At 69.3% G+C, this 18,113-nt stretch carries 19 protein-coding genes and 2 pseudogenes; 13 read left to right on the top strand and 8 right to left on the bottom strand.

The window, feature by feature from the left end; genetic code table 11:
- The 3 genes from pstC to pstB form a co-directional block, all read left to right on the top strand.
- A partial coding sequence (pstC, locus tag AOK11_RS03465; protein ID WP_055592139.1) for a phosphate ABC transporter permease subunit PstC occupies nt 1-853 on the top strand: 853 nt, incomplete at its 5' end.
- Entirely contained in the window at nt 850-1,908 is a 1,059-nt protein-coding gene (pstA, locus tag AOK11_RS03470) for a phosphate ABC transporter permease PstA (RefSeq protein ID WP_055592140.1), read from the top strand. The genes pstC and pstA, both read left to right, overlap by 4 nt.
- Nucleotides 1,909-1,945: 37 nt before the next feature.
- Nucleotides 1,946-2,722 (top strand): phosphate ABC transporter ATP-binding protein PstB, encoded by a 777-nt coding sequence (gene pstB / locus AOK11_RS03475; protein ID WP_055592141.1) that lies wholly within the window; start codon nt 1,946-1,948, stop codon nt 2,720-2,722.
- A gap of 175 nt (nt 2,723-2,897) precedes the next feature.
- Here the strand turns inward: pstB and AOK11_RS03480 are convergent, their stop codons facing one another.
- Together AOK11_RS03480 and AOK11_RS03485 are read right to left on the bottom strand one after the other, a co-directional pair.
- A complete protein-coding gene (locus AOK11_RS03480; protein WP_055592142.1) occupies nt 2,898-3,896 on the bottom strand; it encodes an inorganic phosphate transporter in 999 nt (332 codons plus the stop codon).
- Between the two features lie 8 nt (nt 3,897-3,904).
- Nucleotides 3,905-4,525, bottom strand: coding sequence for a DUF47 domain-containing protein (locus tag AOK11_RS03485; RefSeq protein WP_055592143.1), 621 nt, complete (start codon nt 4,523-4,525; stop codon nt 3,905-3,907).
- 237 nt (nt 4,526-4,762) lie between these two features.
- On the opposite strand from AOK11_RS03485, the gene AOK11_RS46110 reads away from it, so the two are divergent.
- Nucleotides 4,763-5,242 (top strand): metal-sensitive transcriptional regulator, encoded by a 480-nt coding sequence (locus tag AOK11_RS46110; RefSeq protein ID WP_079034610.1) that lies wholly within the window; start codon nt 4,763-4,765, stop codon nt 5,240-5,242.
- 38 nt (nt 5,243-5,280) lie between these two features.
- Here the strand turns inward: AOK11_RS46110 and AOK11_RS03495 are convergent, their stop codons facing one another.
- Together AOK11_RS03495 and AOK11_RS03500 are read right to left on the bottom strand one after the other, a co-directional pair.
- Nucleotides 5,281-5,493 carry a hypothetical protein gene (locus AOK11_RS03495; RefSeq protein ID WP_206188769.1) on the bottom strand — a complete coding sequence of 71 codons (213 nt, stop codon included), beginning with the start codon at nt 5,491-5,493 and terminating at the stop codon, nt 5,281-5,283.
- 90 nt (nt 5,494-5,583) lie between these two features.
- Nucleotides 5,584-6,480 (bottom strand): SCO4651 family lipoprotein, encoded by an 897-nt coding sequence (locus AOK11_RS03500; protein ID WP_055592144.1) that lies wholly within the window; start codon nt 6,478-6,480, stop codon nt 5,584-5,586.
- A 130-nt stretch (nt 6,481-6,610) separates the two neighbouring features.
- Here AOK11_RS03500 and AOK11_RS43305 point away from each other — a divergent pair, with 130 nt between their 5' ends.
- Nucleotides 6,611-6,772 (top strand): hypothetical protein, encoded by a 162-nt coding sequence (locus AOK11_RS43305; protein ID WP_167353757.1) that lies wholly within the window; start codon nt 6,611-6,613, stop codon nt 6,770-6,772.
- An 88-nt stretch (nt 6,773-6,860) separates the two neighbouring features.
- On the opposite strand, the gene AOK11_RS03505 is transcribed toward AOK11_RS43305, so the two are convergent.
- The 3 genes from AOK11_RS03505 to AOK11_RS03515 all read right to left on the bottom strand — a co-directional run bounded on the left by AOK11_RS03505 (nt 6,861) and on the right by AOK11_RS03515 (nt 9,174).
- Nucleotides 6,861-7,553, bottom strand: coding sequence for a phosphatase PAP2 family protein (locus tag AOK11_RS03505; RefSeq protein ID WP_055592145.1), 693 nt, complete (start codon nt 7,551-7,553; stop codon nt 6,861-6,863).
- Nucleotides 7,554-7,764: 211 nt separating this feature from the next.
- On the bottom strand, nt 7,765-8,775 hold the full coding sequence (locus AOK11_RS03510) for a C40 family peptidase (protein WP_206188770.1): 1,011 nt from the start codon (nt 8,773-8,775) through the stop codon (nt 7,765-7,767).
- A 135-nt stretch (nt 8,776-8,910) separates the two neighbouring features.
- A complete protein-coding gene (locus tag AOK11_RS03515; RefSeq protein WP_055592146.1) occupies nt 8,911-9,174 on the bottom strand; it encodes a hypothetical protein in 264 nt (87 codons plus the stop codon).
- A 302-nt stretch (nt 9,175-9,476) separates the two neighbouring features.
- Here AOK11_RS03515 and AOK11_RS44480 point away from each other — a divergent pair, with 302 nt between their 5' ends.
- From AOK11_RS44480 to AOK11_RS03545, 7 genes are all read left to right on the top strand, one after another.
- On the top strand, nt 9,477-9,620 hold the full coding sequence (locus tag AOK11_RS44480; protein ID WP_240497210.1) for a hypothetical protein: 144 nt from the start codon (nt 9,477-9,479) through the stop codon (nt 9,618-9,620).
- Between the two features lie 207 nt (nt 9,621-9,827).
- The gene (locus AOK11_RS03520; RefSeq protein WP_042174769.1) at nt 9,828-10,136 is read left to right on the top strand and encodes a hypothetical protein; all 309 of its coding nucleotides are present in this window, start codon (nt 9,828-9,830) and stop codon (nt 10,134-10,136) included.
- A gap of 201 nt (nt 10,137-10,337) precedes the next feature.
- Nucleotides 10,338-11,165: a DUF8175 domain-containg protein gene (locus AOK11_RS03525; protein WP_055592147.1), complete on the top strand. Its 828-nt coding sequence runs from the start codon at nt 10,338-10,340 to the stop codon at nt 11,163-11,165.
- Complete coding sequence (locus tag AOK11_RS03530) at nt 11,155-12,501, top strand: hypothetical protein (protein ID WP_055592148.1); 1,347 nt, start codon at nt 11,155-11,157, stop codon at nt 12,499-12,501. The genes AOK11_RS03525 and AOK11_RS03530 overlap by 11 nt, the downstream gene beginning before the upstream one ends.
- Nucleotides 12,502-12,515: 14 nt before the next feature.
- On the top strand, nt 12,516-14,057 hold the full coding sequence (locus AOK11_RS03535) for an SCO6880 family protein (protein WP_107098492.1): 1,542 nt from the start codon (nt 12,516-12,518) through the stop codon (nt 14,055-14,057).
- Between the two features lie 13 nt (nt 14,058-14,070).
- Nucleotides 14,071-15,483: an ATP-binding protein gene (locus AOK11_RS03540; RefSeq protein ID WP_055592150.1), complete on the top strand. Its 1,413-nt coding sequence runs from the start codon at nt 14,071-14,073 to the stop codon at nt 15,481-15,483.
- Nucleotides 15,484-15,499: 16 nt separating this feature from the next.
- Nucleotides 15,500-17,092: a hypothetical protein gene (locus AOK11_RS03545; protein ID WP_055592151.1), complete on the top strand. Its 1,593-nt coding sequence runs from the start codon at nt 15,500-15,502 to the stop codon at nt 17,090-17,092.
- A gap of 28 nt (nt 17,093-17,120) precedes the next feature.
- Here AOK11_RS03545 and AOK11_RS03550 read toward each other — a convergent pair.
- Nucleotides 17,121-17,706, bottom strand: a pseudogene (locus AOK11_RS03550) (GNAT family N-acetyltransferase).
- A 97-nt stretch (nt 17,707-17,803) separates the two neighbouring features.
- Between AOK11_RS03550 and AOK11_RS03555 the strand changes: the two are divergent.
- Nucleotides 17,804-18,058, top strand: a pseudogene (locus tag AOK11_RS03555) (response regulator transcription factor); the annotation flags it as partial.
- Between the last annotated feature and the right edge of the window lie 55 nt (nt 18,059-18,113).

Raw genomic sequence — 18,113 nt, forward strand, 5'->3', positions numbered from 1 at the left:
GGCCGCGATCGCGGCCTTCCTCACCTACCGCACGGTGATCGCGCTCAGCGAGAACGAGGCCAACTTCTTCACCTCGTTCGAATGGAACCCCACCGGCAACCCGCCGGAGTTCGGCATCGCGGTCCTGGCCTACGGCACCGTCGTGTCGTCGATCATCGCCATGGCCATCGCGGTCCCGGTCTCGGTGGGCATCGCCCTGTTCATCACGCACTACGCCCCGCGTAGGCTCAGCGGCCCCATCGGGTACGTGATCGACCTGCTCGCCGCCGTGCCGTCCATCGTCTACGGCCTGTGGGGCGCCCTCGTCCTGGTACCGCATCTGAGCGGCCTCTACGGCTGGCTGGACGACTACCTCGGCTGGACGGGCCTCTTCGAGTGGAACGGCGGCGTCGCGCGCTCGCTGTTCACGGTCGGCATCCTGCTCGCCCTGATGATTCTTCCGATCATCACCAGCGTCAGCCGTGAGGTCTTCCGGCAGGCGCCGCAGATGCACCAGGAGGCCGCGCTCGCCCTGGGCGCCACCCGCTGGGAAGTCATCCGCATGTCGGTGATCCCCTTCGGCCGCTCCGGCGTGATCTCCGCCTCGATGCTGGGCCTCGGCCGCGCGCTCGGCGAGACGATGGCCGTGGCCATGGTGCTCTCGTCGTCCTTCGACATCAACGCCAGTCTGCTCGACACGGGCGGCGGCACGTTCGCGCAGAACATCGCCAGCAAGTTCAACGAGGCCAACCCGCTGGGCCGGGACGCGCTGATCGCGTCCGGTCTGGTGCTCTTCGTGATCACCCTGCTGGTCAACGGCGGCGCCCGCCTGATCATCGCCCGTCGCAAGGAGTACTCGGGGGCCAACGCATGAGCCACGCAACCGTCACCCCCAAGTCCGCGAACTCCCTGCACGGCGCCCGGCTCCCCAAGTGGTTCCCCTGGGCCGTCGCGGCGGCCTCCGTCGCCCTGGGCCTCGGCATCAGCACCGTGGCCGGCCTGGACAGCAGCATCCAGTGGGCGCTGATCGCCTCCCTCCTCTTCATCGTCGGCTCCTACGCCGTCGCCGCGGCGGTCGAGGGCAAGCGCCAGGCGAAGGACCGCACCGCGACCAGCCTGGTCTGGGTCGCCTTCCTGATGGCCGTCATCCCACTGGCCTCCCTCATCTGGGAGACGGTCAAGCAGGGTGTGAAGGTCCTCGACGGCTTCTTCCTCACCCATTCCATGGGCGTTGTCGCCGACCAGGAGCCGGGCGGCGGTATCTACCACGCCGTCCTCGGCACCCTGGAGCAGGTCGGCATCGCCGCCCTGATCTCGGTCCCGCTCGGTATTCTGACCGCGATCTACCTGGTCGAGTACGGGCGTGGCAAGCTCGCCCAGGCCGTCACCTTCTTCGTCGACGTCATGACGGGTATCCCGTCCATCGTCGCCGGTCTGTTCATCCTCAGCCTGTGGATCATCATGCTGGACATGGGCTACTCCGGCTTCGCCGGCTCGCTCGCCCTGTGCATCCTGATGATCCCGATCGTCGTCCGCTCCACGGAGGAGATGCTCAAGCTCGTCCCGAACGAGCTGCGTGAGGCCTCCCTCGCGCTCGGCATCCCCAAGTGGCGCACCATCCTGAAGGTCGTCCTGCCGACGTCCATCGGCGGCATCGTCAACGGCGTCATGCTGGCCATCGCCCGCATCACCGGTGAGACCGCTCCCGTGCTGCTGCTGGTCTGGGGTACGTCCACCATCAACGCCAACCCCTTCGACGGCCCTCAGGCGTCACTGCCGATGTACATCTACCTGCAGTACTCCAACGGCTCCGAGGCGGCCTACGACCGTGCTTGGGCAGCGGCTCTGACGCTCATCGCGTTCATCATGATCCTCAACCTCGCGGCTCGCGGCATCGCCCGCTGGAAGGCCCCGAAGACCGGTCGCTGACGCGGCCATCAGCGACCCGAAAGAAGCAGTGATCCCCATGGCCAAGCGCATCGATGTAAGCGGCCTCAACGCCTACTACAGCAACTTCCTCGCCATCGAGGACATCTCGATGACCGTCGAGCCCCGCTCCGTGACGGCCTTCATCGGCCCGTCCGGCTGCGGCAAGTCGACCTTCCTGCGCACGCTCAACCGCATGCACGAGGTCACCCCCGGCGGCAGGGTCGAGGGCAAGGTCATGCTCGACGACGAGAACCTCTACGGCGCCGGCATCGACCCGGTCGCCGTGCGGCGCGAGGTCGGCATGGTCTTCCAGCGCCCCAACCCGTTCCCCACCATGTCGATCTACGACAACGTGGCGGCCGGTCTGCGCCTGGCGGGCAAGTACAAGAAGTCCGAACTGGACGGCATCGTCGAGAAGTCCCTCAAGGGCGCCAACCTCTGGAACGAGGTCAAGGACCGCCTGAACAAGCCCGGCTCGGGCCTCTCCGGTGGTCAGCAGCAGCGTCTGTGCATCGCCCGCGCGATCGCGGTCGAGCCGAAGGTGCTCCTGATGGACGAGCCCTGCTCCGCCCTGGACCCGATCTCCACCCTCGCCATCGAGGACCTGATCGGCGAGCTCAAGGAGCAGTTCACGATCGTCATCGTGACGCACAACATGCAGCAGGCCGCGCGTGTCTCGGACCGTACGGCCTTCTTCAACCTGGCGGCCGTCGGCCAGCCCGGCAAGCTGATCGAGATCGACGACACGGAGCGCATCTTCTCCAACCCGTCGGTCCAGGCCACCGAGGACTACATCTCCGGCCGCTTCGGCTGATCAGACCCCTCGCGGTGCTGCATGGCGGTGCCACCGCGAGGACACAGATGGGCCCGCCCCCACTACCCGGGGGGCGGGCCCATTCGTTCGTCCGTACGGTGCCGGACACTGCCAAGTGCCAGGTGCTATCAGCTCTCAGGTGCCATCAGCTGTCAGGCGCCAGGTGTCGGACCGGCTACAGGAACGCCAGATACACGAGCCCGTACGAGGCCGCCGCCACCAGGGCCGCCGCGGGCATGGTGATGAACCAGCCCAGGATGATGTTCTTGGCGACGCCCCAGCGCACCGCGTTCACCCGCTTCGTCGCGCCGACACCCATGATCGCCGAGGTGATCACGTGCGTCGTCGAGATCGGGGCGTGGAACAGGTACGCCGACCCGAACATGATGGTCGCGCCGGTGGCCTCCGCCGCGAAGCCCTGCGGCGGGTCCAGCTCGATGATCTTCCGCCCGAGCGTCCGCATGATGCGCCAGCCGCCGGCGTAGGTACCCGCCGACAGCATCAGGGCGCAGGAGAGCTTCACCCACACCGGGATCGGGTCGCTGTACTCCTCGACGTCGGCGATGACGAGGGCCATCACCACGATGCCCATCGTCTTCTGTGCGTCCTGGAGACCGTGGCCGAGCGCCATGCCGGCCGCCGACACGGTCTGCGCGATGCGGAAGCCCCGCTTGGCCTTGTGCGGATTGGAGTTCCGGAAGATCCACATGATCGCCGTCATGACCAGGTAGCCCGCGAGCAGGCCCACGATCGGCGAGACGAACATCGGGATGACGATCTTCTCGAGCACCCCGTCCCAGTACACGGTCGTCCCGCCGGCCAGCGCCGCTCCGACCATGCCGCCGAACAGGGCGTGCGAGGAGGAGGACGGAAGGCCGTAGTACCAGGTGATGAGGTTCCAGGTGATCGCGCCGACCAGCGCGGCGAACAGGATCCCCATGCCCGTCGAGCCCTCGGGGGTCTGGATCAGCCCCTCACTGACGGTCTTGGCGACCCCGGACCCCAGGAACGCGCCGGCCAGGTTCATGACGGCTGCCATCGCGAGCGCCACGCGCGGGGTGAGCGCACGGGTGGACACCGAGGTGGCGATGGCGTTCGCCGAGTCGTGGAAGCCGTTCGTGTACGTGAAGAAGAGCGCGACCCCGATGGTCACGATCAGAGCGAAGGTGTCCATGAAGGGGTTCAGGACTCCTTGACGGCGATGGTCTCCACCGTGTTCGCCACATGCTCGAAGGCGTCGGCCGCCTCCTCGAGTACATCCACGATCTGCTTCAGTTTGAGCACCTCGATGGCGTCGTACTTGCCGCTGAAGAGGTGCGCCAGGAGCTTGCGGTGGATCTGGTCGGCCTGGTTCTCCAGGCGGTTGATCTCGATCCAGTACTCGGTGAGGCTGTCCATGGTGCGCAGGTTCGGCATGGCCTCGGCGGTGAGCTCGGCGGCTCGCACCAGGACCTCGATCTGCTGGTCGACGCCCTTGGGAAGTTCCTCGACCTTGTAGAGGACGACCAGGTCGACGGCCTCCTCCATGAAGTCCATGATGTCGTCGAGGGACGACGCGAGGGAGTAGATGTCCTCGCGGTCGAAGGGCGTGATGAACGAGGAGTTCAGCTGGTGGAAGATCGCATGGGTGGCGTCGTCACCCGCGTGTTCCGCGGCCCGCATACGCTCGGCGATCTCGCCCCGGTCAGGGGTGTCCGCCCCGAGCAGTTCCATGAGGAGTTTCGAGCCCGTGACGATGTTGTCCGCGGAGGCGGCGAACATGTCGTAGAAGCTCGTCTCCCTGGGGGTCAGACGAAAGCGCACGTGGGGTCCTCGGGGTGCATCGGGTTCGGTGTGGCTGATGCTAGGCGCACCGTCCAGCCACGACTACGGGCCGCCCACCAGTGTCACCCATCAAGCAGCACGGCGGACACGGGGGCGGCCCAGGCTGTGCCACGGCCGGTACCGACGGCACCGGCCACAGTCCCTATACCCAGCAAAGTTCGGTACCATATACCCACCAGGGGTATATGTCGCCCGCCATTGCATTAGGAGGACGCGATGACGACCACCGAGACCGGCGCGGACGTGCCCCCTTCTCCGGACGGGGCGGACGTGACGCGGACAACGGCCACAACCGGAACGAAAAGCATCACCGATACCCCGGATGTGACCGATTCGACGGGCAGGTCCTCCGGTGCGTCGGCCGCTTCCGCTCCCGACTCCGCTCCCGGCATCGTGACCGATCACGACCGGGGCATCCACGGCTACCACCACGAGAAACAGGAACACCTCAAGCGCCTGCGCCGCATCGAGGGCCAGATCCGGGGCCTCCAGCGGATGGTCGACGAGGACGTCTACTGCATCGACATACTCACGCAGGTGTCCGCCTCCACCAAGGCCCTGCAGTCCTTCGCGCTGCAACTGCTGGAGGAGCACCTGCGCCACTGCGTGGCGGACGCGGCCCTCAAGGGCGGCGACGAGGTCGACGCCAAGGTGAAGGAAGCCACCCAGGCCATCGCCCGCATGCTCCGCACCTGACCCGCCGGCCCCGGACCCGACCGCTACGTACCGGACCGCTAGGAACCGGACCGGTACGGACGACGCACACGCACCCCGACCACCGGCTCCGCACACACCTCGGCCACCCGCAACACCTTGTCGATGCTCTCCAGGCTGAGCGGCCCCTGGGCTGCGGAAGCGGCGATGATCAGCTCTCCGCACAGCTCGATCTCGGCGAGGGCCACATGGTCCTGAACCATCCCACCCCTGAGCGGAGCCACGCCCGTCACCTCATCCATGCGGTCATGCGGTCATAGGCTCCCTAGGGTAGGCATCCCTGTGCGCCCCGCGCATGGCACGTAAGGGCTAGTTCACGCCGGTCACTCTCGGCTCGCGCTCTGGCCCACTCCCCCGGCTCGCTCCTTCGCAATCCGGCCCGCGTAGATGTCGTCGGCCTTCGGGAGGCGTACGTCGACCGGAGCGCCGAAGTCGTAGAGCAGGGTGGTGGAGGCGACCGCGACCGGGGCGGACCGCTCCTCGTTCATGAAGCTGAAGCGGTGCCGGACCTTGCGGATGCGTCCCTGGTCGTCGAGGTAGACGTCGAAGGGGACCTCGGGGGTGGCGAATCCGCTCGCCGCCGCGCCGAGCGTCCTCCTGTTCGCCTCCGAGGCGGCCTGCGCGGCCTCGTGCAGATCCGCGGTGCCCCGGTAATGGCGCACCGGGGCGCCCGCGAGCTCCGTCCTCCCCACGTACGTCGCCGTCCGCGCCCCGCGCAGCAGCTCGGCGGCGGTGAACGGGTCGGTGACCCCGCCGGTGACAAGATTCCCGTCGGGCAGGGTCCCCGTGTCCACCCGCACCCACTTGTCGGCGGGCACTCCGGCGCCCCGGTTCTTCATGAACAAGGCGCCCGGCGCGAGCAGCTCGGTGATGGGCCGGCTCACCGGCGCCCCGGACGGGTCCTGCGGCAGCAGCACCTTCAGCCGGCCGATCCGCTTCCGGTAGTCGTAGACGCCCTCCCCGCGGATGGTCACGCGGGTGCCGCCGGTGGCCATCTCCATGGACGTACGCGCCTTGGAACTGCCCGCGTCCACCAGCGCGTCCGCGGCCTCCCGCACGACCGCCGCCACCTCCCCGGCGGTCGTGCCGCCGCCCCCGCCGCCGGTCGCGGCCCCGCTGCGGCCGCACCCCGAGACACCCACGAGGGCCAGCCCGCCGGCCACCCCGAGAACAACGACCGCATCACCGATCCGCGTACGCCGCGGTTGCCGTCCAGCCATGGTCCGCCTACCCCCGCTACGTCCGACACGGGCTATCCCTTTTTCAGGGCTAACGACCGGTAGGGAACCCCGTCACGGACCTCGTCACGGGCCGTGCCGCGCAACCCCGTCCGGGCGGTACCGTGGTGAGGTGGAACAGCAGGACGCCAAGGAGCACCCCCCGGAGCACCGGATCACCACCGCCGAACTGGGACCTTTCTGCTTCGCCCGCTGCAGTTGCGGCTGGCGCGGCCCCGCGCGAAGAGCCAGGAGCCTCGCCCGCACCGAGGGCCGGAAACACGCGATGGGGTGACCCCCGGGTGCATACCCGGGGGTCACCCCACCGACCGATCCGCGCCCCGTGCCCTACGTTCGGTACGGGAGGAGGCGCGCCGCGCGGCCTACGCCGCCAGGTCCCGCCTCCCCGTCTCCGACGACCGCGCCTCTCCGCGCGTCACCCGTGCGTCGTCCGGTCGCCCTTTGATCAGCCACGCCCCCCGGCGCGACTGCTCGACCGACCGCATCAACGGGGTCAACAGCGCCATGGCGGGCGGCGAGAGCAGCAACGCCACCGCCGTGCCGAGCGCGAGCCCGCCCACGACGTCCGTCGGGTAGTGCACGCCCATGTAGACCCGGATGAAGCCTCCCAGCACGCCGAACGCCAGGCCGATCATCCCGAGCCGCCGGTTGGCCAGGAACAACCCCACCGCCAGCGCCATACAGAGCGTCGCGTGGTCGCTGACGAACGAGTAGTCGGTCTTGCCGTCGACCAGGACCTCGAGCCCCTCGTGGTCGAGGAAGGGTCTGCGCCGTTCCACGAACTCGCGGATCGGCACGTTGACCAGGACGGCGACGCCCGCCGCGAGCGGGGCCCACACCAGGGCCGCCACGGTCGGGGCCGCGTCCTCGCCGCCCCGCTTCCTGACGCCCCACCAGCACCACATCACCATCGCGATCAGGGCGAACAGCAGGCCGAACTCGCCCACGAACTCCATGACATGGTCGAACCACGGAGGCGCGGCCTTCGCCAGGCCGTTGATGTCGTACAGCAGGTCGACGTCGGGGTTCGACCCGGAATCGGCGAGTCCAGCCATTGGTGCTGAGGCCCCTTCGTCATCTCTCTCGGCGCACAGTGCGATACGCCATTCCGCCACCCCCGTGGTGTGTAGATCCGCTGACTGTTCGGGCTACGACAACAGGAACGCACGGCTCCCGCGTATACGTTCCAGCTCCACTGAATGATCACGCAGACGTTATCGAAGAGAGATTCGTCATCGCAGCTCAGGGGGCTGGTTCAGCGGCCGATCAGACCGTCGTGGGGAGTGCTTTCGCGCCATCTTCGGTGACACGGGTGGCACCAAAGTAGTCAGGTGTGTCGATCGGGTCGAATCGGATCACGGCACCCGGACGCGGCGCATTGATCATGTACCCACCGCCGACATAAATGCCCACATGCCGGATCGCCCTCGAATTGGTGAGGTCGTCCGAGAAGAAGACCAGATCGCCGGGGAGCAGTTCGTCCCGCGCGGGATGCGGTCCCGCGTTGTACTGGTCGTTCGCCACCCGCGGCAGCGTGATCCCCACACTCTCGTACGCGGCCTTCGTCAACCCCGAGCAGTCGAAGCGTCCTCCCTGGTCAGCGGTGCCGTTACCGCCCCAGAGATAGAGGGTGCCGAGCTTCTTCTGGGCGTAGGCGATGGCTCCGGCCGCCTGCTTGGACGGGTCGACCCGGCCGACCGGAGCGGCGAAGCTCTTCTCCAGGGAGAGAATGCGCTGGACGTAGTTCTGCGTCTCCTTGTACGGCGGCACCCCGTTGTACTTGATGACCGCGTACGCCCCGGCGTTGTAGGAGGCCAGCATGTTTTCGGTCGGATTCCCCGGGACGTCCTTCACGTAGCCCGCGAGGGCGCAGTCGTACGTCGCCGCCGACGGAATCGCGTCGTTCGGGTCCCACACGTCCCGGTCCCCGTCCCCGTCCCCGTCGACCCCGTGGGTGGCCCAAGTGCCCGGGATGAACTGGGCGATGCCCTGCGCCGCCGCGTGACTCTGCGCCTTCGGGTTGAACCCGCTCTCCTGGTAGAGCTGGGCGGCGAGCAGCGCCGGGTTGATGGCCGGGCAGAGATTGCCCCAGGTCTGCACGAGCTGCTGGTACGCGGCCGGCACGGCGCCCTTCGCCAGTGCCTTGGCGGCCCCGCCGCCGACTCCGCCCGCGATGTTCCCCGCGACGATGTAGACGCCGACGGCGAGCAGCATGACGAAGGCGAGCACGGAACCCCCGGCCACCCCTGCCGCGATCCATGCCTTACGCACCGTCAACCGCCCCTCGTCGTCCAGGAGTCCGCCGCTCACGTTCGTGGGTCAGTGTAGAGGCGGGCGTCCGTCTCCGGGGTGATCATGTGAAGGGAGCAACGAACGCGCCGTGCGGGCCGGGACGCACGACGAGATACGGCGTCAACCGCCGCACTCCGCCCACACCGACTTCCCTCCGCCCACGGCCCCCGCACCCCACGCAGACGCACACGCCCGCACCAGCGGCAGCCACCGCCCGTTCTCGGAGTCGTCCGGCGGCGCGTCGAGCACCACCGCGTCGGTGAGGCCCCGCGGCACCCACGGGTCCGTGCCCCACACCCCGCCCCGCAGCCGCCCCGCCTCGGCGGCACGCACCCGCAGGGCGTAAGGACCGGTGCCGGTGGTGTGCAGGTGCGCGTTGACCAAGGGTCATCGATCGCCTGCCGGCCCTCAGCCTGATCGAGATCGGGAGCCGGGCTCTCATCCACCGGATCGTCCAGTCCGTCTGAGAGACAGTCACGCACACAACCCATCGGCAGAAGTCCTCGTACTGCGGCGAAGGCGAGTCCTGTGTCCACGTGGCCGCCACCGCCCGGGCCATCCACATAACGGAAGTCCGCCGATCCCAGCGGAGCGATACTCACCGCCACCCCCGACGACTTCCTGACCCTTGTTCAGGCACTCAAGGGGGAGCGGCAGATGGCGGAGGCCGGCGGACCGGCATCGAGGTGACCGTAGGCGGCGACGGCACGGTCCGCATCCGCGCCACCGCTGCCCCCGACACCACGGTCACCACGGACCGCCGCACGTGGGACACCTTCGTCCTGGGCGTGCGCGCGGGTGAGTTCGACCATTTTTTCGCCCGACCGTGATACACAGAGTGACGATACGACTCATCACCCACCTGCTCGCGCCCCTCCCGGGAACCGGCGCGCGCGGGTGACAGCGATTGTTCATACGAAACCCGCCAACTAATGACGCCGAGTCGGCATGCGACGGCGTCATCGTCGGCGACAATGGGCCCTGACCTCTGCATGCCCGCAGAGGCACGGAACGACCCGACAGGGGCGGTGACTTACATGTTCTTCGCGGCCGACGAGGGAGACATCAACACCATCATCGGTGGGATCGCTCCCGACTGGGGTCCCTTCGGCAGCCTGGGCAACGAGGCCAAGGTCATGATCGAAGTGGTCATGGCGCTCGCCATCCTGATCTGCCTCGGCATCGCGATCTGGGGCGCGGCGAAGCAGCGCATCGGTGCGACGGCGCTGCGGGACACGTTCAGCGCGGAGCAGGGCAAGGGCCTGATCATCGCCGGCCTCACCGGCGTCTTCATCATCGGTTCACTGGGCACGGTGTTCACCATCGTGTACGGAATGGCCGTGTAGGACGCCGTCCCATGCCTCTGACCGGGCATGCCCGGCCTCCCCTCCACCCCACCCGCCCGTCGCGCCCACCGCCTGAGGTTGCGTTTCCCTGATGTCGACTCATAACACCGCGCCCGCGCGGGGACCAGCACGGCTACCGTCGTACCAGGAGTACGCGGAGTACGAGGTGTTTCCGCACGACGCTGAGGGGGCGCACGCGGTATGAGTCTCGGAGACGAGTACGAGAACACCAGTGGGTACGGCGGCACGGGCCAGACCCGCACCCGCATGCCGGACAGCGGCGGCGGTCCGCACGGCGGCGGGCGCAGAGGCGGCCGTACGTCGTCCCGCAGCCTGGTCACAGTGGTCGGCGTGGTGGTGCTCCTGATCGCCGCGATCGCCTTCGCGAACCGTGGAGGAGACGATTCCTCAACGGACGAGGCCGACGACTCCCCGCAGGCGGCGGCAACGGCCCCCTCCGGGAAGAAGCCGGTCCGTTCGGCGAACGCCGGCATCCCCTCCGGCTTCGCCCACGACCGCCAGGGGGCGGAGAGCGCGGCGGCGAACTATGCGGTGGCGCTGGTTTCGGCCGACATCCTCAGGCCCGCCAAGCGGACAGAGATCCTCCAGCAGGTGTTCGTCGCCGACAAGCAGGCCTCGCTCACGGAGCGCTTCAACAAGGCGTACTCCAAGGAGTTCCTGACCAATATCGGCCTCGACGAGAACGGCGAAGCGGCCCCCGGAAGCACCTACGTCTCGCGCACGATGCCGATCGGAACCAAGGTCACGAACCACTCGGACGCCGCTGCCACCGTCGAGGTCTGGTGCTCAGGCGTGTTCGGCACGACCGGCGAGAGCACGACCAACCCGGTCAGCAGCGACTGGTTCACCATGACCCTTCAGCTGCGCTGGGCGGCCGACGACTGGAAGGTCGACAGCTTCGCGCAGAAGGACGGCCCCGCTCCTGTCCCCGGAGACGACAAGGCGTCCACCGCCGAAGAAATGGCCAAGGCCGTCGAGGAGTACGGAGGCTTCACCTATGCCCGGTAGCCGACACCGCGTACTCAAGGTCGCCGCCGCAACAACAGCCGTACAGGCCGCAGCCCTGCTGCTGGCCACGCGTGCCGTCGCAGCCCCCACTCCGTCACCGACGCCGTCGGACGACGACAACTGTGACCTCATCGTCGGCCCTGCCAAGGACTACTGCGAACGAGGCGAGGGCGGAGGCTCCGGCGGCGGCTCCGGCGGAGTCGGCTCCCTCAACGACCCCGTCTCCGCCCTCGACCCCCTCGGCTCCCTCGCCCAGGGCTGTGCCGATGCCGCCAGCTGGACGATCAAGAAGCTCAGTGCCGCCGTCGACGAGACGGCGACCGTGGACTTCACGAACCCGACGTTCCTGAAGCAGTACGCGGTCGTCTTCGCCGCGTCGACGATCCTGACGCTGATCCTGTGGCTGCTGGCGGTCGCCAAGCGGGCCGTACGAGGTGTCCCCCTCACCACGGCCCTGTCCGAGGCGATCGGCTTCCTGTGGCTCACCGTGCTGGCCTCGGCGTTCACCCCGCTGATCCTCTACACCATCGTGTCGGCCACGGACGGCGTGACGGACGTGCTGGCGAAGGCGACCGGCGACCAGACGAGCACGTTCTTCGGCACGTTCGCCGGCGCCCTGGAGAAGGGCGGGGACATCGGCGGCGGCCCGATCATGCTGATCGTCGTCTCGCTGGTGTCGATCGTCGCGGCCGGTGTGCTGTGGCTGGAGCTGGTCATCCGGGCGGCGCTGCTCTACGTGGGCGCGCTGCTGGGCACGGTCGTGTACGCGGGTCTGGTCGACAAGAACCTGTGGGGCCACGTCCGGCGCTGGGCGGGCATCATGATCGCGGTGATCCTGGTGAAGCCGGTCATCGTCATAGTGCTGGGTCTGGCGGGCGCGCTGTCCAACGAGGACGGCCCGAACGCGTTCTCCGCCGTGGTGTCCGGCCTGGCGATCATTCTGCTGGCCATTTTCGCCAGTGCGATGATCTACCGCTTCGTGCCGGGCTTCGGCGACGAGATCGCGAACTCGCGCAACAACCGTCTCATGCAGGGCGCCGAAGGCAAGGCCGCCGCCGTGATGAGTTCCCCGGCGACCATGGTCGCGCAGGGCATCAAGACCCACAGCACGCGCGCCGACAACAACGGCTCGGGCGGCGGCCAGTCGTCCGGCGGCGGTGCCCGCCCGTCCAACCCCGTCTCCGGCGGGGTCGCCGCGCACAGCGCGCGCACCTCGAACGGCGGTGGCGGAGCCGTCCCCTCCGCCGCACCCGCCCCCCGGCAGGGCAGCCCGGTGAGCACGCCCCACGGGAACCGCAACAGCAGCAACAACAGCACGGGAGGTGAAGGGCGTTGACGACCGAAGCACACATGTCCCATCCGGTCACGCCCCGCCGTACGTATCTGATCGGCCGGGCCCGGCCGAACGCGATCGTCGGCCGCAATCGCGAGACCGGTGAGATCGCGCTGATCGTCGTGGGCGCGTTCCTCGGCATGATGGCCGGTCTCCTCGTCCCCGTCCTGACCCTGCGGATCGTGCTGCTCTCGGGCCTCCCGATGATCGCGCTGGCGGCCGTGTACGTCCCGTACAAGGGCCGCACCTTCTACAAGTGGTTCGAGATCAACCGCAGTTACAAGCGGACCCTGCGCCAGGGCACGACGTACCGTTCGGGCGTCGTCGAGGCCGGCACCCGGCTCGACGGCCGGGAGGTCGAGATCGGCCCGCCGCCGGGGATCGGCCGGATCACCTGGCTCGCCGCCCCCTTCGGGCCCGACGAGATCGCCGTGCAGCTGCACGCGGACCGCAAGACGGTGACCGCCGCCATCGAGATCGAGGGCCCCGGCGTCGGCCTGCGCGACTCGGAGGACCAGGAGGCGCTCGTCGACCGCTTCGGCACGCTGCTCAAGCACGTGGCCAACGGCGACGGTTTCGTCACCCGCATCCAGATGCTCGCCCGCACGCTGCCCGCCGACCCCGACGCGCACGCCAAGGACGTCTCCCAGCGCGGGGACGAGAAGGCGCCGTACTGGCTGCAGCAGTCGTACGACCAGCTGCAGTCCATGGTGTCGACCAGCAGCGAGCAGCACCGCGCGTACCTCGTCGCCTGTATGCACTACACGCGCGAGCTGGCCTCCGAGGCCAACGCGATGGCGCGCGCGGTGCGCACCCAGGGCCGCCGCAAGGTGGACCGGGACGCCGGGCTGGCCGTCGTCATGGCCCGTGAGCTGACCGACATCTGCTCCCGGCTCCAGGAGGCCGACATCCGCGTACGGCAGCCGCTCGGCCAGAGCCGCCTGTCCTCGCTGATCCACTCCATGTACGACCCGGACCACCCGATCGACCACATCCAGGCGATGACCAAGCGCAATGCCTGGCCGGCCGAGCTCGACGCCATGGAGCCCACCTACCTCCAGGCCAAGACCCGCGAGTCCTCCACCCGCGCCCCCTGGTGCCACGCCACGGCCTGGGTGAAGGAGTGGCCGATGACCCCGGTGGGCGTCAACTTCCTGGCGCCGCTCCTCGTCCACACCCCGGACGTGATCCGCACGGTCGCCGTGACGATGGACCTGGAACCCACCGAGGTCGCCATCGAGCGCATGCTGACGGAGAAGACCAACGACGAGGCCGAGGCGTCCCGCGCCGCGAAGATGAACCGCACGGTCGACCCGCGCGACATCGCCGCCCACGGCCGGCTCGACCAGCGCGGCGAGGACCTCGCCAGCGGCGCGGCCGGCGTCAACCTGGTCGGCTACATCACCGTCTCCTCCCGCAACCCCGAGGCCCTGGCCCGCGACAAGCGGACCATCAGGGCCTCGGCCGGAAAGTCGTACCTGAAGTTGGAGTGGTGCGACCGCGAGCACCACCGCGCCTTCGTGAACACACTCCCGTTCGCCACCGGCATTCGAAGGTAGGGGCTGAGTTCTGATGCGGGATCCGCTGTCCGTCGTCACCGACGCCTTCACGTCGTTCCTGTTCGGGAAGGTCGAGACGACACGGCTGCCGGTGCGCACCTCCACGGGCCAGGCACAGGCCGTCTACCTCCCGACCGCCGCCCCCGGCCTCGGCGACTCCGGCGTGATCATCGGCCGCGAGGTCTACTCCGGCAAGGGCTACATCTACGATCCGTTCCAGCTCTACGGCCAGCAGCTGCCCGCACCGCACTGGCTGGTCCTCGGCGAGTCCGGCAACGGCAAGTCGGCGCTGGAGAAGACGTACGTCCTGCGCCAGCTGCGCTTCCGCGACCGCCAGGTCGTCGTCCTGGACGCCCAGGGCGAGGACGGCGCCGGCGAGTGGAACCTCATCGCGCAGGAACTCGGCATCACCCCCATCCGGCTGGACCCGACGGCCGCCCTGGACCACGGCATCCGGCTCAACCCGCTCGACCCGTCGATCACCACGACCGGTCAGCTCGCCCTGCTGCGCACCATCATCGAGGTCGCGATGGGGCACGGCCTGGACGAGCGCGCCGGCTTCGCGCTGAAGGTCGCGCACGCCTTCGTCACCGAGACGATCGTCGAACGCCAGCCGGTCCTCACCGACATCGTCGAGCGGCTGCGCCACCCCGAGGCGGAGTCGGCGGAGGCGATGAACGTCGCCATAGACGACGTACGGGCCTGGGGCCTGGACGTCGCCCTGGTGCTGGACCGGCTCGTCGACGGTGACCTGCGCGGCATGTTCGACGGCCCGACGACGGTCGGCATCGACCTGGACGCGCCGCTGATCGTCTTCGACCTGTCCCACATCGACCGCAACTCCATCGCGATGCCGATCCTGATGGCGATCGTCGGCGTGTGGCTGGAGCACACCTGGATCCGCCCCGACCGGAAGAAGCGCATCTTCCTGGTCGAGGAGGCCTGGCACATCATCAACAGCCCGTTCGTGGCACAGCTGTTCCAGCGGCTGCTCAAGTTCGGCCGCCGGCTGGGCCTGTCGTTCGTCGCGGTCGTCCACCACCTGTCCGACGTCGTGGACGGGGCGGCGGCGAAGGAAGCGGCGGCCATCCTCAAGATGGCGTCCACCCGGACCATCTACGCCCAGAAGGCCGACGAGGCGCGGGCGACGGGCAGAGTGCTGGGCCTGCCCCGGTGGGCGGTGGAGATCATCCCCTCGCTCACCCCGGGCATCGCGGTCTGGGACGTCAACGGCAATGTGCAGGTGGTCAAACACCTCATCACCGACACCGAACGCCCCCTGGTCTTCACCGACCGCGCGATGACCGAGTCCTCCGTCGACCTGGCCGCCGGCGACGCCCTGCGCGCCGCCGAGCTGGAGGCGGAACAGCGGGCGGCGGCCTTCGTGGAACAGCACGTCGGCGACTCCGAATCGACGGTGGCGTAGGGGGAAGGGAGTCCACGTGAGACCGGACGGGCACGGCGGCGGGCAGGGTCAGGGACGGAACGGCCAAGGGGGCATCCCCGACGGGCTGCTGGTCGGCATACTCGCGTTCCTGCTCGGCATCACCCTGCTGGTGTGGACGGCCACCGGCCTCGCGGGCCTCTTCGCCCGCGGCTCCTGGCCGTCCGGCGTCACCTTCACCAACACCCCGGTCGCCATGCGCCACCTCGTCGCCGAACCGCACGACATCCCGGGCGCCTGGCCGGACACCCCGGCCTCCGCCCTCTCGGGGTACGGGCTGTTCTGGGGCCTGTTCATCGGCCAGCTGATGCTGCTCGTCGTCCTCACCGTCTTCGTCCTGGGCACGGTGGCCCGCTGGCGGGCCGTACGAGCCCGGCAGAAGGCGGAGCGGGCGGCAGGACGCGCGGCGGCCGCGACCGTAACCGCGGCACCGGAGCCGGAGCCGGAGCCGATCCGGCACGAGGTACCGACCCCGAGAACGGCCCTCGAGCCCGGCCCTGAGCCCGTACGGGAGCGGAAAACGGCACCGCTGCCCGTCACCGCCCCGCCGCAGGAAGCCGCCCCCACCGAAACCCTCCCTCCCACGGCGAACTCGGCGAACTCGGCGGAGCTGCCGCACCCGGCACCTTCGACGCCCTTGGCGCCCTCGGCGAACTCGGCGTCCTCGGCCCACCCGGTGTTCTACGGCTCCCCGGACACCCGTCGTGCCACCGCCGCCGCGGCCGTACGGGACGCGGAGGGCCCCGTCCTCGTCCTCACCTCGAACCCCGCCCTCTGGGAGGAGACGAAGGACGGGCGGGCCAAGCTCGGTCCCACCCACCTCTACGACCCGACCCACCGCTGCGAAACCCCGGCCCGTCTCCACTGGTCGCCCATCAGCGGCTGCGAGGACAAGGACACGGCCGTCGCACGCGCCGCCGCCCTGCTGGCCCCAGTCCGCCCCGTCTCCCGGCTCGACCAGGCCGTCAGCGACACCGCCCAGACCCTCCTGCGGAGCTATCTGCACGCCGCCGCCATAGACGGCCGTACCGTCCGCCACCTCCACCGCTGGGCGCAGGGCACCCAGGTCCAGGACGCCGTACGCATCCTGCGCACCCATTCGAAGGCCGCCCCGGGCGCCGCGGGCGAACTCGAGGCGACCCTCACCGCGTACCCCGAACGCCGGGACATCGCGCAGCAGCTGACGACGCGTGCGCTGTCGGCCCTGTCCACGGTCAACGTCCGCGAAGCCTGCACACCCGACCGAACCGACGCGCTTTCCCTGGATTCTTTTGTCCAGGAAGGGGGCACACTGTATGTGGTGGGTGAATCCATCGAGGATCCGCGCACCCGTCCGGGTGCGATGCCGTTGCTGACGGCCCTCACCTCAAGCGTGGTCGAGCACGGCCGACGCATGGCCGAACGGTCATCCTTCGGTCGGCTCGACCCACCATTCACCCTGATCCTGGACGACGTGGCGGCCGTGGCCCCCCTCCCCCAGCTCCCGGACCTCCTCACCACCGGCCCGGAGCGGGGCATGCTCACCCTGGCCCTCCTCCGCTCCCGAGAACAGTCCCGCTCCCGCTGGCCCCACGACGAACTCCCGGTGTGAACAGCGAAGACAGACCGAGCGGGAGCGTTCAGCGCTCGACCACCATCTCCGGCTCGTGCTCGTCCGGCTTCCCCTCCAACGGCACAGTCACCCCGCTCTCGGTGAACCCCGCCTTCCGGTAGAAGCCAGGAGCCCGCGTGTTCTCCGCGTGCACGATGAGCCGCACCCTCTCCAGGCTCTCCCCCACGCCCACTCCAGCGCGGCCTCGAACAGCGCCCCGCTGAGCCCGCTCCCCCGGTGCTCGAGCGCCACGTACACCCCGACGAGATGCCCCTGCCGGCGCTCGACGGGCACCCCCGCCCAGTCCGCCGTACCGGCCCCTCCTCGACCACCACGGCCACCGCGCCCACCAGGGCACCGTCCGCCGTCTCGGCGACGAACTGCCGCACTCCGCCCGCCCCTTCGGCCGCGTTCGCCGTCCGCTCCCGCCAGTACGTGTCGGGACGCACCGCCGCCACCTCGTAGGTGTCCAGGAACGCGATGTCCGCGACCGGATCCCGCAGCGCGGCCAGCCGCAACGCCTTCACCGCGGGCCACTCACCGGCCCGCACGGACCGCACCACGTACTCCCCGAAGACGGTGCCGAGAGCTTCCCCGGACGGCGTAGTACTCATACCGGCCACCGTAGTACCCGGGTACGACCGTCCTCACCCGGATTACCGCCCGTGGTCCGACGCTCTCGGCCCCCTCACGGACGAGCTTCGATGCGGTGCGGCAGCCGTGCACGAGCGGCTGGAATGCCTGACGCGGCGGGAACGCGATGTCCTGGGGCTTGTCGCGCTGGGACTGTCGAACGACGAGATCGCCGAGCGTCTGTTCGTCAGCCCGCTGACGGCCAAGACCCACGTCAACCGGGCGATGAGCAAGCTGGCCGCCCGCGACCGGGCCCAGCTGGTGGTCATCGCCTACCAGTGCGGCGTGGTCAGCCCGGCGACGACGGCGACTCGTCCCCCGGGGGCCGGGTGAAGGCCGGCGTGGCCGCGGGGCGCGTGGTGGCCCCGTCGTAGGCCGGCCTGCCGGA

The organism is Streptomyces hirsutus (assembly GCF_001418415.1).
In the GTDB taxonomy this organism is placed as follows: Bacteria; Actinomycetota; Actinomycetes; order Streptomycetales; family Streptomycetaceae; genus Streptomyces; species Streptomyces hirsutus.